A 13,892-nucleotide genomic window follows, 5' to 3' on the forward strand; every position below is an offset into this window, starting at 1 on the left:
GTGCCTCGGCGGAAGCACGGGCGAGCCCTACTACGGAAAGGCTCGCCTGGCGAGGGCGTAGAGCGTGAGGCTCGCTTTCAGTCGCGCGCGCGTCCTTCGGCGACCTCGGAGGCCTCGGCCGCGAACTCGGCCGCGCTCGTCCCTCCGCGCTTCCTCGCCATGCTCGCCGTCTTGTCCGCTTCGATCTGACGGTCCAGCTTGTCGATGACCTTGTCGATCGAGGCGTACATGTCCTGGCTGCGGACCGTGGCGTGGAATTGCTGGCTCCCCGAGGAGATCCTCACGTCCGCGATGTGGTCGAGGCCTTCGACGGACAACGTGACCTGCGCGGTCATGGCTTGACGGAGGAACCTTTGCAGCTTGGCGACCTTGTCGTGCGCGTGCTGCTTCACCGCGTCCGTACCCACCATGTGTCGGAACGTGATTGCGATGTTCATCGAGGGCTGCCTTCCTTTCCTTCCGGGGCGGCGCACCTGAGGTGCGCTCGTCACGGCGCCATCGGCCATCGTATCACCGCAGGCCGAGCCGACGCGCGTGGATTAGATGCGCCTCGGGCGTCGCAACGATGCCGGACCCTTGGACCGGTGGAAGCTCGCGTGACCGCTACGTTTGCCGGCCAACGCCTCGTTTCCATCGTGCTGCCGAGACACTGCATGTCCTCGATGAAACCCGCGGTGCTGCCCGGACAATCCCGCGTCGCACACTTTCGTCGTCAGTGCGCGGCGTAACGAGACTGCACGAGCGGATGAGCTCGAAACGCCTCGGGGGAAGCTTCGAGCGCGATCTCTCCATCGAGGAGGAGGACGGCGCGATCGCTGAGGCGCAAGGCCGCGTCGACGTGATGATCGGAGACGAGGACCGCGGCCCCCGCGTCGGCGAGCGCACGCAGCCGCTCGGCGACCCGCATCGCGCCGAGCGGATCGACGGCGGCGAACGGCTCGTCACAAACGAGGACACGAGGCGCGGCCGAGAGCGCTCGTGTGATCTCCAGCCGCCGCCGCTCGCCGCCGGAGAGCCGCGCGGCCTGCATGTCGAAGAGGCCCTCGAGGCCGAGCTCGCGGGCGATCGCGAGCGCGTCGGGCGCGCCGGCCGAACGCGCTCGGCGGGTCAGGCGATCGAAGACGGCGAGGTTGTCGCGCACCGAGAGATCGGGCAGCACGCTCGGCGTCTGCGGGACGTAGCCGAGGCCGCGGCGCGCGCGCTCGTACAGCGGGAGCCGCGTGACGTCTTCGCCTGCGAGGACGACTTTACCTTCCAGCGGGGAGAGCTCGCCGACGAGCACGCGGAACAGCGTCGTCTTGCCGGCGCCGCTCGGCCCGAACACGGCGACGACCTCACCGGGCCGCGCTTCGAGGGACGCGTGGTGGAGGAGCGTGCGACCCGAGAGGCGCACGGAGATGGAGGAAGCGTGGAGCGACATCGAGCGAGGCAGAACAAAGCTTAGCGGTGAGCTGGTAGGGTGCGCCCGTGGCTTTCCTCTACGCGCTCTGGAAGGAAGCGCTCCTCGCGCACACGTTCTGGCTCGTCACGGCGCTCGTGATCGCGCTCGTCGCGAGCCGCTTCTCCACGCCGAGTGAGCCGCGGCTCCGTCCGCTCGGCTTCTTCTTGTCGATGCACGTGCTCTCGCTCCTCGGGGCGGCGGCGCTCGCGGTGACGGGCTCGGCGTTCGTGGACGAGATCCGGATCCCGGCGGCGGTCTTCGGCGGCGTCGCGTTCGTGGGCGCGTCGGCCGTGCTGCTCTTCCACGTCGTCTTGCCGCGCCTCCGCCTGCACGCGCCGCGCATCGTCGAGGATGTGATGGTGGCGATCTTCTCGGTCGTCACGGCGGTGACGATCACGAGCCGCGCGGGCATCAACCTCTCGGGCCTCATCGCCACGAGCGCCGTGCTCACGGCGATCCTCGGCTTCTCCTTGCAGGACGTCATCGGCAACGTCGCCGGCGGCCTCGCGCTCCAGCTCGACAACTCCATCGAGGTCGGCGACCGCATCAAGGTCAACGACGTGAGCGGCCGCGTCACGGAGATCCGCTGGCGATACACGGCGATCGAGACGGGCAACTGGGAGACGGTGCTCGTGCCGAACAACGTGCTCATGAAGTCCCAGGTCACCGTGTTCGGCCGCCGCCACGGCAAACCTTCGTATTTGCGCCGCGTGATCCATTTCAATGTGGATTTCCGGTACCAGCCCTCGGACGTCATCGACGTCGTGCGGGACGCCGTGAAGAACGCCAAGATGCCGCATGTCGCGGAGGACCCCGCGCCGAGCTGCGTGCTGCTCGACCTCGGCGAGTCGTACGGTCGTTATGCATTGCGGTACTGGTTGACCGACCTCGACGCGGATACACCGACCGACTCCGACGTCCGCACGCGGATCTTCTTCGCGCTGGAGCGCGCGGGCATGCACCTCGCCATCCCCGCGGCCTCGGTCTTTTTGACCGAGGAGGCGAGCCGCGCGGCGCAGAAACACGCGAAGCGCCTCTCGCGACGCAAACAGCTCCTCGACATGGTCCCGCTCTTCCAGACGCTCTCCGCCGCGGAGCGAAACGAGCTCGCCGAGCAGCTCAGATATGCGCCCTTCACGCGCGGCGAGATCATCACCCATCAGGGCGACGCCGAGCAGCATTGCCTTTACCTCATCGAGGACGGCACGGCGGCCGTGCGCATCTCCGAGAACGGCCGGCTGCTCCCGGTGAAGAAGCTCGGCCCCGGAAGCTTTTTCGGCGAGATGTCGCTGCTCACGGGCACGCCGCGGCTCGCCACCGTGGTCGCCGAGACGGACGTCGAATGCTTCCGGCTCGAAAAAGAACCCTTCCAGCGCGTGATCGAAAAACGCCCCGAGCTCGCCGGGGAGCTCGCCGGCGTGCTCGCGCAGCGGGCCGAGGAGCTGCGCGCCGCGCGGGAGGGGAAGGACGAGCCAAACGAGGCTGCGCCGTCCGTCGTGAAGGCGGAGCGGGATCTCTTCGATCGGATCCGGAATTTCTTCGAGCTCGGAGCGCCGTAGCAAGAGAGGCGGAGGCGCAGGCGCGGACGGGGTAATGGGAGGGAGGGGATTCCGCTCGGGGACGGCGAAACTTCGGTCAGAGCGCGGTGCTGTAATTCGTGATGTAGTGGATCAGCTCGACATTGCCGACCGAGTTGGTCACCGCGGCGACGAGGTGCTCGGAGGTCGGGGTCGCGCCGACGGCGACGGCCGAGATCGCCCCGGCATCCCGCGTGCCCACGCGGCCGAGGATGCCGCTCGAATCCACGCTGAACGACAGCACGCTCAGGGCGCCGCTGGTCACCACGCCGACGGCCACGTCGCGATCACCGACCTCGACCGACGAGAGGGCGGAGATCGGGCCGGCGTTCCACTCCGACAGGCGCGAGAGTCCGCCGAGGCTCGTGAGCTGATAGACTTGCACCCACAGCTCGTCCGTCGTCACCTCGCGCGCCGACACGACCGCGAATTCACGACCTGCGTTGCCGACGACCGAAATGTCGACATCGGACGCTGTGAGGGTTCCGCCGGCCGCCTTCGACGCGACCGTGCTCCCGGCCAGGGAGACGGTCATGCCATTGGTGCTGATCGACCAGGAGCGAACGACCACGGCATTGTCCGAGGTGCGGCGCTCGGCGGTGACGACCCCCTTGAAGAAGCCTGAATCGCCGCTCAGCGCCTTGCCCGCCACCACGCGGGCGACGTCGACGTCGCTGATCGCCGTGCTGGAGATCGCCGAGCCACGCAGGTCGACGCTCAGGTTCGTGAACGCCTGCGTCGCGCCGAAGTTGGTCACCTGGAGATATCCGGTGCTCGTGTTCCTCTGGGCCACCGTCACGCCGTCGTGGTTCGGGGCGGTGGTCGCCTTGACGAGGGTGACGTCGGTGGAAGAGGTGTAGCCCAAGGTGCCCTCGACGACGCTGTTGTTCAACCCGAAGGCGTAGGGAACGAGCTGCAGCTTGCCATTGCCGTTGCGGATCGCGGCGACGAAGTCCTTCTCCGTCGGATTGATCGTCGCGGCGTCGACCGACGTGGCCGTGCTCTTCTCCACGGTCGTGCCCGTCGTGAAGGTATCGTCGGACTCGATCGTGTAGCCGACGGCCTCCAGGTTGTGATCGGCGTTGATGTAGACGGCGGCGCCCTGGACCGTGCCATAGAAGGGATCGGTCGTGACCATGACCGACGAGCTGATGCCGACGGCCACGTCGATCGAATCGCGGCGGATCCCCTGCGGGTCACTCCACAACAGGTTTCGCTGACCCGACCCGAAGTACCAGCCCGAGCCGTCCATCCGGAGCCACCCATCGTTGTCGGCATTCGACGTGTTGTCGATCGGCTGCCTCCAGGCCTCGTCGAACTCGAGCATCTCGCCCTGCCCAACACAGGGCTCCCCCAGGCTGGTCTCGCCATACGGTTTGACGTGCATATGCAGGTGCGGCCACGCCGACGCGCCGGTGGCGCCGATCCGCCCGACCAGCTCCCCCTTGCGAATCGTCGTGGGGGTGGCGAGGACGGTCGACGGGACAATCTTCGTCCAATCGGTCGCTACCTCGGAGCAGGAGTTCGCGACCGGGTTGCTGTAATTGTAAACGGTGGTGATCGGGCAGAGCGCCGAGCTGATGCTGTCCTGCTTCAGGTGGGCGAGCACGACGACCTTGTCGTCATCGGTCCGAATGGCGACGAAGTTACCAGCGGCCATACAGACCCCTCCGTTGCCGCCACCTGGGCAGTTGACCGAATCCCCCTCCAGGTCGTCATCCGGCATGCGTCGCCAGCAGGCGATCACCTCTCCATCCACCGGCGAGTAGATCGGCATGTTCCACGACACATGATCCGACGGAATCGTGGGTCGAGCCGCCTCCCCTGGCGTCTTGGATTCCGTCCATGCGCCGAGCGTCGAATCCCACCGCTTCGCCCAGATGTCGGACTCGCAATAAGGCCATGCCGCCGAACAGTTTCCGTGCTCGGCTTGCGCATACGTCATGTAGGTGTTTCCCGGGAGGCCGTCGCCGCGCCACGGCAACTTGACGCGGTAGGCCTCCGCCACCGAAGGCGACGCGAACGCGAGCCCGAGGCCGAGCAAGGAACAGAGCTGCTTGAGGTTGCGATTCATGATGAAACCCCGATCAATCGTCACGTCGGACGTGCAGCGTCCTCGATGACATGTCGAGCCATGCGCTCATGCACCAAGGACTGTGGATGGAGTGATTTCATGGCCTGATTGGCGCAGGCCACGGCGGAAGCCGACGCCGCCCTTCGTCGGCCGTCGCGCCCCCTCCTGCATCCGTCGTACCAGCGTGAAACCCGGGACGGATGTCTTGCGCCGCCGTACGTCCAGGAGGGCCCTGTCGCGTTCGCGTGACGATCGCGGCCCTTCGACGTCATGGCGTCGTGACAGCGTAATGATGGCGTGACAGTTCTCCCGAGAGGCAGCCTTCCGTTTTCCTTGCGGTGGGCGAGCGGCTCGACTACGGACGGCCGCCGATGCCGTCGAAAAACCACGTCTCCCATTCTCTCAGCGTCCTGTGCGTCGCTGCCCTCGCCGTCGCTTCGTGCTCCAAGAAGGACGACGCCACGAAGGCCGAGCCTACGAAGACCGAAGGCGCCGCGGCCCCGAACGGCTCGGCGGCGGCGGCGAATCCTCCCTCCGCGCGCGTGCCCAGCGCCATCGCGGCGAAATGCAATCTCCCCGAGCCCACCCCCGCGAAGCTCGGCGCTCCCGATTCTTCGTACGCCGCGATGTTCGATGCGGTCGCCAAGTGCGATGCGGATGCGTATGGGAGGTGTGACGCCGCCGATGACCTCGTGGAGAAGGCCAAGAAGAGCGTGCCGGAGGGGGGCGAGGCCCCCGGGGGCGTGGTCGCCGCCTGCGTCGCGGGCCTCGATCATGCCTCGGAACGCGCGCGCAAGACGGCCGCCGATTGCTTGATGGAGATCGGCCAGTTCAACATCAAGAAAGAAAAAGCTTTCGTGGTGGCGCGGCTCCTCGACAAGGTCGAGGCCGCGAAAGACAGCCTCGAGCGGCTCCCGTACGCTCAAGCCCTCGGCAAGCTCGACACGGCAGGCGCGGGGTATACGTGCCGCGTGATCCGCCTCATCGACAAGCTCCCCAAGGACGAGGCGGCGACCGCCGACCTGATGGGCAGCCTTCACGGCTTCCTCAGCCACGCGACCGACGTCCCCTTCGATTACGCGTACGAGCTCGTCATGGCCGACCAGCCGGGCGTCACGTCGGCCCGCGCGATGGAGTTCATCGCGACATTCTGGCCCGAGGCGCGAAAAGGCGAGGTGTGCGACCGCCTGGGGAACATTCTGAAGGCGGGCGTCGACGGGTGGGGGCAGGCGTCGACGGCCGTCTGGAAGGACGAGAGCTGCAAGCATCGCGACGCGGTGGTCACGAACGCCGTCGCGAAGCTCAAATGGCTCGAGCCGAAGGCGAACTTCAAGGAGATCGACAGGCCGCTCTTGAATGCCAACTTCATCGATGATCTGCCCACCTGGGAGGGCATCTCGGACGCTCAGAAGAAGAGCGTGTGCGACGCGGCGAAGTCCCTCGAAGCAAACGCCAAGAACGAAGACGCGCAATCGCTGGCCAAGAAGATCGTCAGGAACTGCAAGTAACCGGGCGGCGAGGGCCGCGCGCGTGGCCGTCGAATCACATCCCGCCGCAGGCCTCGTACTCCGCTTTGCACGCGCCCATCGCCGCCTGCTGCACGCACGGCGTGCAATCCCCCGTGATCCCCTCGCCGGCGCACTCCACCTTGCACGCGTCCGCGCACACGCCCGCCGCGCAGACGCAGGCAATGAGCGCGTCTGCGAGGTCGTCCTTGGTCGGATCACAGCCTTGCACGCACGGACAGCAGAGGCCGTCCCCCGCGCAGCACCCGTCGCTGCGCCCCGCGGGGCAGGTGCAATCGTCGCCATTCTCCGCCATGCAAGGTCCCCAGTTGCCGTCAGCCTGGCACGTCGTGACGCCCGGCGGCTGGATCGCATGACAAGTGCACGAGGTGGTCGAGCCCGGCACGCAAGCCGCCCCGCCTCCGCCGCCCGTGCCCGACGCGCTCGTCGAGCTCGCAGCCGATCCGCCGCTGCCCGGCGGGCTCGGGTCGACCGTGGAGCCACACGCGGCGGCGAACGCAACCGTGATCAGACCGAAAACGAGAAATGATCGCATGGGCGTCCCATACCACCGATCGCGCCGCGAACGGAACCGCGGAACGCGCCGCCCTCAAAGCTCGCGCGCGATTCGCAGAATTTCCTCATGCAACCATCGATGCGCGGGATCGTGATCATACGACGCGTGCCACAGCATCGAAATCCCGGAGCGGGGCAGCGTGATCGGGACGTCCGCCGTCGCGAGGCCCAGCGTCTCGGCCGCGGCGAGCGCCACGCTCCGGCGCAGCGTCGCCACGGCGCGGAGCCGGCGGAGCAGGTACGGGACGCCCACGGCGTGCGGCGTGCTCACGGCGATGCGCCGCTTCAATCGGCGCTTCGCGAGCGCCTGGTCGATGCCGTCCTCCAGCGCCCCGCGTGACGAGATTCGCACGTGCGGAATCGCGGCGTAACGCGCAGCCGTCATGGGCACGGAAGGGTCGTGCCCGCGGGGATCGAAGAGGCAGAGATACGAATCGCCGGTGCAGATCACGCGGCGCTTGTGGTGCGTGCGGCCCTCGCTGAGGACGCCGATCGCGAGGTCGAGATCGGCCGCGTCGAGCATGTCGGGGACCTCGGCCGGCGCGAAGGGGCGGACGTCGATCCGGACCTTCGAGCCGATCCCTTCGAGGTGCGCGAGCAGCGGCGGCAGGAGCGCGATCTCCATGTCGTCGTACACGGCAATGCGGAAATGACGCTCGTCCCGCGCCGGGTCGAAGGGCGCGCTCGCCTACAGCGTCGCCTGGATGCCGGCGAGCGCGTCGCAGGTTGCGTGGCGACGCAGCCTCCGGCGCCGAGCGCCCCGGGGGTCGCCGCACGGAAAAAAAACGCCATCGCCGCGGATGGACGCCTGCCGCCTGCGAAGCAGATGCACGTGAAGACGCCGGACGGGCTCTCGATCGCGGTGCAGGAATGGGGCAATCCCCAAGGTCCCGAGGTCCTCTTCATTCACGGCCTCTCGCAGAGCCACCTCTCGTGGGCTCCGCAGATCCATAGCAGCCTCGCGAAAGATTTCCGGATCGTGACGTACGACCTGCGCGGCCACGGCGTCTCGGACAAGCCCCTCGAGGCGAAGTATTATCAGGAGGATCGACGCTGGGGGGACGAGCTGCGGGCCGTGATCGAGGGGGCGGGATTGAAGCGCCCCGTCGTCGTCGGATGGTCGCTCGGGGGTGTGGTGATCCTCGATTATTTGCGTGCACATGGAGACGGGGCGCTCGGCGGCGTCGTGTTCGTGGACGCGGTGACGCGCCTCGATCGAGCGCTGCTCGGCGAGCCACTCCCGCTCACGTCCGAGGACCTGTCCACGAGGCTCGCGGCCATGCGGGAATTTTTGCGCGCGTGCTTCGTCGTGCAGCCGCCGCCTGCGGAGTTCGAGACGATGTTCGCGTACAACGCCATGGTGCCCGTCGAGGTCCAGGCCGCGGTCGGGAACATTCCGCTCGAAGGCGCGGACGAGACGCTGCGGGCGCTTTCGGTCCCGGCGCTCGTGATTCACGGCGCGGAGGACCGCCTCGCGAAGGTCGGAATGGCGACGCGCACGGCGTCGCTCGTCCGCGGCGCGCGGCTGTCGATGTACGAGGGCGTGGGGCACGCCCCTTTCTACGAGGCGCGTGATCGATTCAACACGGAGATCGCAGGCTTTTTGCGAGAGGTGAATGGGGCGCGGCCGGTGCCGGAGGGGATCGCGAAGAGATAGGGGGCAGCTCCCACACGCCTATGCGACGCGGCCGCCTTGGCGTATGTGCGATGTAACCACTCGTAACTGGCGGCCCTCCTCGCCTCACCCCATCCTGCGCATTCACCTCGAAACGCTCGTGGGAGCGCGGCTCGGGGATTGAAGGGAGACGGCATTGATCCGCAAAAAGCTCATTCGGGGTCTCGGTCTCGCTACGGTGATCCTCGCCGCAGCGGCATGCCAGGGTACAGACGCGGATGTGGGCGATGTGCGCGACACGCGCCGCGCGGACATCCCTGGGCACGTGGCGGCGCTGCCGGCCGCGGAGGTGGTGCAGATCGACGACGACGCGATCCCTCGATTCGTCACAGGGAACCTGGGCCAGCTCGCGACAGCGGCTCACATCGAAACGACCGATTTCGACGCGGCGCTCTCGGCCATCGCCCCGGTGTTCCTCGCGGACGCGAGCGAGCTCTCGCTCCGGCGTGCTCGGACCGATGAGCAGGGGGCCCAGCACTTCCGCTTCTCGCAGACCAAGAATGGCCTGCCCGTCCTCGGCGCGGAGCTCGTGCTCCACGTGCGTGACGGGGTGATCATCGCGGCCAATGGCAGCGCGCGCAGCGACCTGCCGGCGGACGAGGCGCCCACCATCGAGCTTTCGGACGCGCTCGGCGCGGCCCGGGACGGCACCGAGGCGGCGGACGTCTCCGTGGACGGCGAGGCGCCGCTCGCCTATTACGCGGCCGGAAAGCGGCTCGCGCTCGTTTACCAAGTCGAGGTCCACGGCCGGCTCGAGGACGGCACCCCGGTGCGGGACACCGTGCTCGTGGACGCGGCGGACGGCTCGATCGCGCTCCGGATGCCGCACATCCACACCGCCAAGAACCGGAAGGTGTATACGGCCAACAATCTACCCGACCTCCCGGGTTTCAACACCCTCCCGGGCACGCTGATGCGGAGCGAGGGTCAGGCGGCGAGCAGCGATACCACCGTCAACATCAACTACGATTGGCTCGGCAAGACGTACGACTGCTACAAGAATCTGTTCGGCCGCGACTCCTACAACAACGCCGGCGCTGCGCTCATCAGCTCCGTTCATTTCGACACCAACTACGTCAACGCGTACTGGAACGGAACGCAGATGGTGTACGGCGACGGGGACGGCGTGACCTCCTCGAACCTGGCGCATTCGATGGATGTGACGGCCCACGAGCTCACCCACGCCGTCACCGGCAGCGAGTCGAACCTCACCTACGAGGGCCAGTCCGGCGGCCTGAACGAGGCGATGAGCGACATCTTCGGCGCGGTCTGCGAATGGTATCGCGATGGCCAGGTCGTGAGCGCCAAGACGTGGATCGTGGGCGACGAGGTATGGACGCCGGCGATCGCGGGCGACGGCCTGCGCTACATGGCGAACCCGGCCCAGGACGGTGAATCTCTCGATTTCTACAATGCCGACGCCGGCTCCGCCGACGTCCACCTGAGCTCGGGTATCGCCAATCTGGCGTTTTACCTCCTCTCGCAGGGCGGCACGCACCCGCAGGGCAAGTCCTCCGTCAACGTGACCGGCATCGGCATCCTCAAGGCGGCCCGGGTCTTCTACAAGGCGAACGTCGACATCCTGACCTCGTACGCCACCTTCTACGACGCCAAGGTCGCGACCGTGCAGGCGGCGACGCAGCTCGGGTTCACCCAGGCGGAGATCGACGCGGTCACCAAGGCCTGGGACGCCGTCAACGTCTTCCCGCCGCCGCCGCCGCCGTCCACCCCGCTCCAGAACAACGTGCCGCTCAGCAACATCAGCGGCGGCGTGGGCCAAGCGAAGTATTACGCGCTCGACGTCCCGGCGGGCGCCACGAACCTGACCTTCCAGATCAGCGCCGGCGTCAGCAACTCCTACATCATGTCCGTCTATTTCGGCTCGTTGGCGCAGGGCACGGATTGCTTCCTGATGGCCAACGGAAGCGCGCAGAGCTGCACCATCTCGAACATCCAGGCTGGGACCTATTATGTAGAGCTCCAGAGCTTTCTCTTCTCGTACTCGGGCGTCACCCTGAAGGGCTCGTTCACCGCGCCGGCAGCCACGACCGCCGACCTCGTGATCAACGAGATCGACTATGACACCGTCGGCACCGATGGCAGCGAATACGTCGAGATCTACAACCCGGCCGGCGGCGCCGTCAGCCTCTCCGGGTGCTCGCTCGTCCTCGTCAATGGCGCGAACGGCGCTGTCTATAGCACGTTCGATCTGAGCCCGGCCGGCTCTCTCGCCGCCGGCCAATACCTCGTGGTCGGGTCGAGCACGGTGTCGGTGCCCGCCGGCGCGAAGAAGATCAATTTCTCGACGTCGTCGAATGTCATCCAGAACGACACGGAGGGCGTGGCGCTGGTGTGCGGCGCGAGCGTCGTCGACAAGCTCTCCTACGAGGGCAGCGTCACCGCGGCGATCCTTCCGGGCGTGGGCACCGTGAGCCTGGTGGAGGGCACGGCGTTCACCACCGCGGACAGCAACACCCTGACCCGCTCGCTTTGCCGCGTGCCGAACGGCGCCGATACGGACAACGCCTCGGTCGACTGGAACGTCTGCGCGAACCTCACCCCGGGCGCTGCCAACTAGAGCATCGAACAATTCGATGCTCTGGAAGATCGCGAAGCGATCTTCCCTCGGGGGGTGAATCGGCCGGGCTTCGCCTGGCCGAGAGGGGGACGCGAGGCGTCCCCCTCGGGACGAAAGAGCCTAGAACATCGAGCGGTTGTCAAACCGCTCGATGTTCTAGGACAGCATCTCCGAAGCTCGTCGTGGTTCGCCTGCGATGAGCTCTGAGCGCGCTCGGCTCTTCAGGATACGGCGTACACGCGTCTGCCAATGTCCTCCTCCCATCGTGGAAATAACGGAGGCGGAGTCGCGTCGCCGCCGGCATTCGCGCGTCGATCGTGGACACACGCCGGCGAGCGTCTCATGTCATCCGTAGGTGCGATCGACAGAGCGGGGGCCGGCGCGTACGCGCTTGGCCTCGAAGCTCATGGGGCCGAGCGTGAAGCACGGAGGACGCGATGCTGAAAACAACACCATTCGTCGTGCTCGGGTTTTTGGCCTTCCTCGGGGTCTCGAAAGATGCCTCGGCAGCGTGCTCTTGGGGATGGAACAGGACGCACTCTCGCTTCGAGTGCGAGGACGAGAGCACTTCGTGCCACGGGGAGGCGGAGGTGAGCCAGACGGCGACGATCAGCAATACAACGGGGGCGACCCGGAATTTCTCCCTCGCGTGCGGGACGGGCTCCAGTTCCCAATTCTCGCTCGAGCCGCGCGAGACCCGCGATTACACTTGTCGGTGGAGATATTCATGCGGCGGTGACACGAAGCTCTACATCTCGTTCGCTTCGTCGCCTGGCGTGGCTGTCCAAAGAAGGCGCTTGTACAACGGAATGACGTACAATTTCGGGATGATTGGGAACGACATCGCATTGTTCGAGATGGTGTTCAGCCGGTAGACGCAGCGGCCGACGCGGCCCGCGGGAGGTGTCGCCCCTACCCGCGCCAGCTGGCCCCGGCACGCGCCTTGCCACGCGCCGTGGCATGACCAAGCTTATCGATGCCGCTGCACGGTTCTCCCTGGCCCTGGCCGTGACGACCGGCCTCACCCTTGCCGTCCCCGTGGAAGCACGCGCCGCCGACGCCCAACCCGCGCCCGCCGACAAGGCGACCGAGGTCGCCGACATCGGCCTGCGCACCGTGGGTTATCTCGGATATGGCGGCGCGTACCTCTCCATGGGCGTGAGCGGCTACTACCGCCCCCACCGCAACGTCGGCGTGGGCGGCTACTTCGACGGTTCGTTCACGGGGGACGCGCTCGGGGGGGATGCTTGCTTTTACGACGATTACGGCTGCTCGCGCGGCATGTTCCGGGCCGGGGCGGCGGCGCGCTTCGACGTGCTTCCGAGCTACGTCGTCGATCCCTGGGTGGGCGTCGAGGCCGGAGCGGTCTGGCTGCGCAGCAACGGCATCGACGAGGCCCATTCGCTGCGCGTCGTGGGCGATCTCGAAGCCGACCTGGGCATCGACGTGCGCGTGCCGTACGTGTCGTTTGGTCCTTACGGCCTGGTGAGCGCGGCGCTCGGCGCCGATGGCGTCACGTTTGGCCGGGTGGGCGTCGGGTTCCGGGTGGCGGCGCGATTTTGAGACAGTACGACACCGCTGTCACTGGTCTTCGCTCAGCTCTCGGCGGGCGCGACGCTCGTCGGCTCGGCTTCGGGCTCGTCGGCCTCGGCGTCTCCGGCCTTCCGGCTCGCCTCGACGACCGGGAAGATCACGTCCTGTAGCTCGCGATCCCGCGGGAAGGCGGCGCGGACGACGCCGATCACCTTGTCCACCGCGTCGTGGTGGGCGTCGCGGAGCGCGAGCTCGACCTGGAAGGCTTCGTCGTGCGCGGCGAGCGCTGCGAGGTGCGCGTCGACGGCGGCTTCCAGGCTCCCGAGCGCGCAGAGGAGCTTCGGCAACCAGGCGGCGCGGTATACGTCGATCCCCGCGAGTTTTGCGTTTTGCAGCCGCTCGACGAGCTCCTTCAGGGGCCTCACCTGACGTTTTCCCATGGGGATGACGACGGGGCGCAGGCCTTTTGGAAAGAGGCACGCGCAGATTCGACCACGCCGGCCGCCGTCCTCGATTTCCGCGGCGCGGAGGGACGAGCGAATCACGCGCTCGGCGCCGAGCTCGGCGAACCGGAGCGCGGCGCGGGCCTCGACGACGGGGATGCGCAGGGCGCGGCGTTTGTCTTGCTGGGCGCCGAGGGCGTCGTTGACGGCCCGGATGTCATTCGCGGCGGCGGTGGTCTCCGGGAATTGCGAGAGGCCGGCGGCGAGCTCGACGCCATACTCGAAACGGACGGTCGACGAGACATTCTGGCGGTACTTGCGCATGGTGGTCCCCTGGGCCCGAGGCCCGGTATGTGCGTGTTCGGCAAACCCGCGCGGAGAGGCGCGCGAGCAGGTGCTCGTTGAACGAAAGGCGGAAGGTTTCATTCGTGGAGGAGCAGGAAGCCGACGTCGGCGTGGTCAGCGGGGGGTTGATCGGCGTCAGGGGCGC

Annotated in this window: 10 protein-coding genes and 1 pseudogene; 5 read left to right on the forward strand and 6 right to left on the reverse strand. The window is 67.3% G+C overall.

Annotation, left to right across the window (positions count from 1 at the left end; genetic code table 11):
• Positions 1 to 77 precede the first annotated feature (77 nt).
• Both raiA and QHF85_RS23180 read right to left on the reverse strand, forming a co-directional pair.
• Entirely contained in the window at positions 78 to 437 is a 360-nt protein-coding gene (gene raiA / locus QHF85_RS23175; RefSeq protein ID WP_281329459.1) for a ribosome-associated translation inhibitor RaiA, read from the reverse strand.
• A gap of 275 nt (positions 438 to 712) precedes the next feature.
• On the reverse strand, positions 713 to 1,420 hold the full coding sequence (locus tag QHF85_RS23180; RefSeq protein ID WP_281329460.1) for an ATP-binding cassette domain-containing protein: 708 nt from the start codon (positions 1,418 to 1,420) through the stop codon (positions 713 to 715).
• Positions 1,421 to 1,467: 47 nt separating this feature from the next.
• Between QHF85_RS23180 and QHF85_RS23185 the strand changes: the two genes are divergently transcribed.
• Positions 1,468 to 3,000 (forward strand): mechanosensitive ion channel family protein, encoded by a 1,533-nt coding sequence (locus tag QHF85_RS23185; RefSeq protein ID WP_281329461.1) that lies wholly within the window; start codon positions 1,468 to 1,470, stop codon positions 2,998 to 3,000.
• Between the two features lie 76 nt (positions 3,001 to 3,076).
• Here the strand turns inward: QHF85_RS23185 and QHF85_RS23190 are convergent, their stop codons facing one another.
• Complete coding sequence (locus QHF85_RS23190) at positions 3,077 to 5,092, reverse strand: hypothetical protein (protein ID WP_281329462.1); 2,016 nt, start codon at positions 5,090 to 5,092, stop codon at positions 3,077 to 3,079.
• A gap of 371 nt (positions 5,093 to 5,463) precedes the next feature.
• Between QHF85_RS23190 and QHF85_RS23195 the strand changes: the two genes are divergently transcribed.
• Positions 5,464 to 6,600 carry a hypothetical protein gene (locus tag QHF85_RS23195; RefSeq protein ID WP_281329463.1) on the forward strand — a complete coding sequence of 379 codons (1,137 nt, stop codon included), beginning with the start codon at positions 5,464 to 5,466 and terminating at the stop codon, positions 6,598 to 6,600.
• Positions 6,601 to 6,634: 34 nt separating this feature from the next.
• Here the strand turns inward: QHF85_RS23195 and QHF85_RS23200 are convergent, their stop codons facing one another.
• Positions 6,635 to 7,153, reverse strand: a complete 519-nt coding sequence (locus QHF85_RS23200) for a hypothetical protein (RefSeq protein WP_281329464.1) — start codon at positions 7,151 to 7,153, stop codon at positions 6,635 to 6,637.
• 54 nt (positions 7,154 to 7,207) lie between these two features.
• Positions 7,208 to 7,822, reverse strand: a pseudogene (locus tag QHF85_RS23205) (LysR substrate-binding domain-containing protein); the annotation flags it as partial.
• Positions 7,823 to 8,005: 183 nt separating this feature from the next.
• Between QHF85_RS23205 and QHF85_RS23210 the strand changes: the two are divergent.
• The 3 genes from QHF85_RS23210 to QHF85_RS23220 all read left to right on the forward strand — a co-directional run bounded on the left by QHF85_RS23210 (position 8,006) and on the right by QHF85_RS23220 (position 12,989).
• On the forward strand, positions 8,006 to 8,830 hold the full coding sequence (locus QHF85_RS23210; RefSeq protein WP_281329465.1) for an alpha/beta hydrolase: 825 nt from the start codon (positions 8,006 to 8,008) through the stop codon (positions 8,828 to 8,830).
• Positions 8,831 to 9,077: 247 nt separating this feature from the next.
• Positions 9,078 to 11,426: a M4 family metallopeptidase gene (locus tag QHF85_RS23215; protein ID WP_281329466.1), complete on the forward strand. Its 2,349-nt coding sequence runs from the start codon at positions 9,078 to 9,080 to the stop codon at positions 11,424 to 11,426.
• Positions 11,427 to 12,386: 960 nt separating this feature from the next.
• Positions 12,387 to 12,989, forward strand: a complete 603-nt coding sequence (locus QHF85_RS23220) for a hypothetical protein (RefSeq protein ID WP_281329467.1) — start codon at positions 12,387 to 12,389, stop codon at positions 12,987 to 12,989.
• A gap of 32 nt (positions 12,990 to 13,021) precedes the next feature.
• Here the strand turns inward: QHF85_RS23220 and QHF85_RS23225 are convergent, their stop codons facing one another.
• Entirely contained in the window at positions 13,022 to 13,726 is a 705-nt protein-coding gene (locus tag QHF85_RS23225; RefSeq protein WP_281329468.1) for a hypothetical protein, read from the reverse strand.
• Positions 13,727 to 13,892: the final 166 nt, after the last annotated feature.

The organism is Polyangium sp. 6x1 (assembly GCF_029946515.1).
In the GTDB taxonomy this organism is placed as follows: Bacteria; Myxococcota_A; Polyangia; order Polyangiales; family Polyangiaceae; genus Polyangium.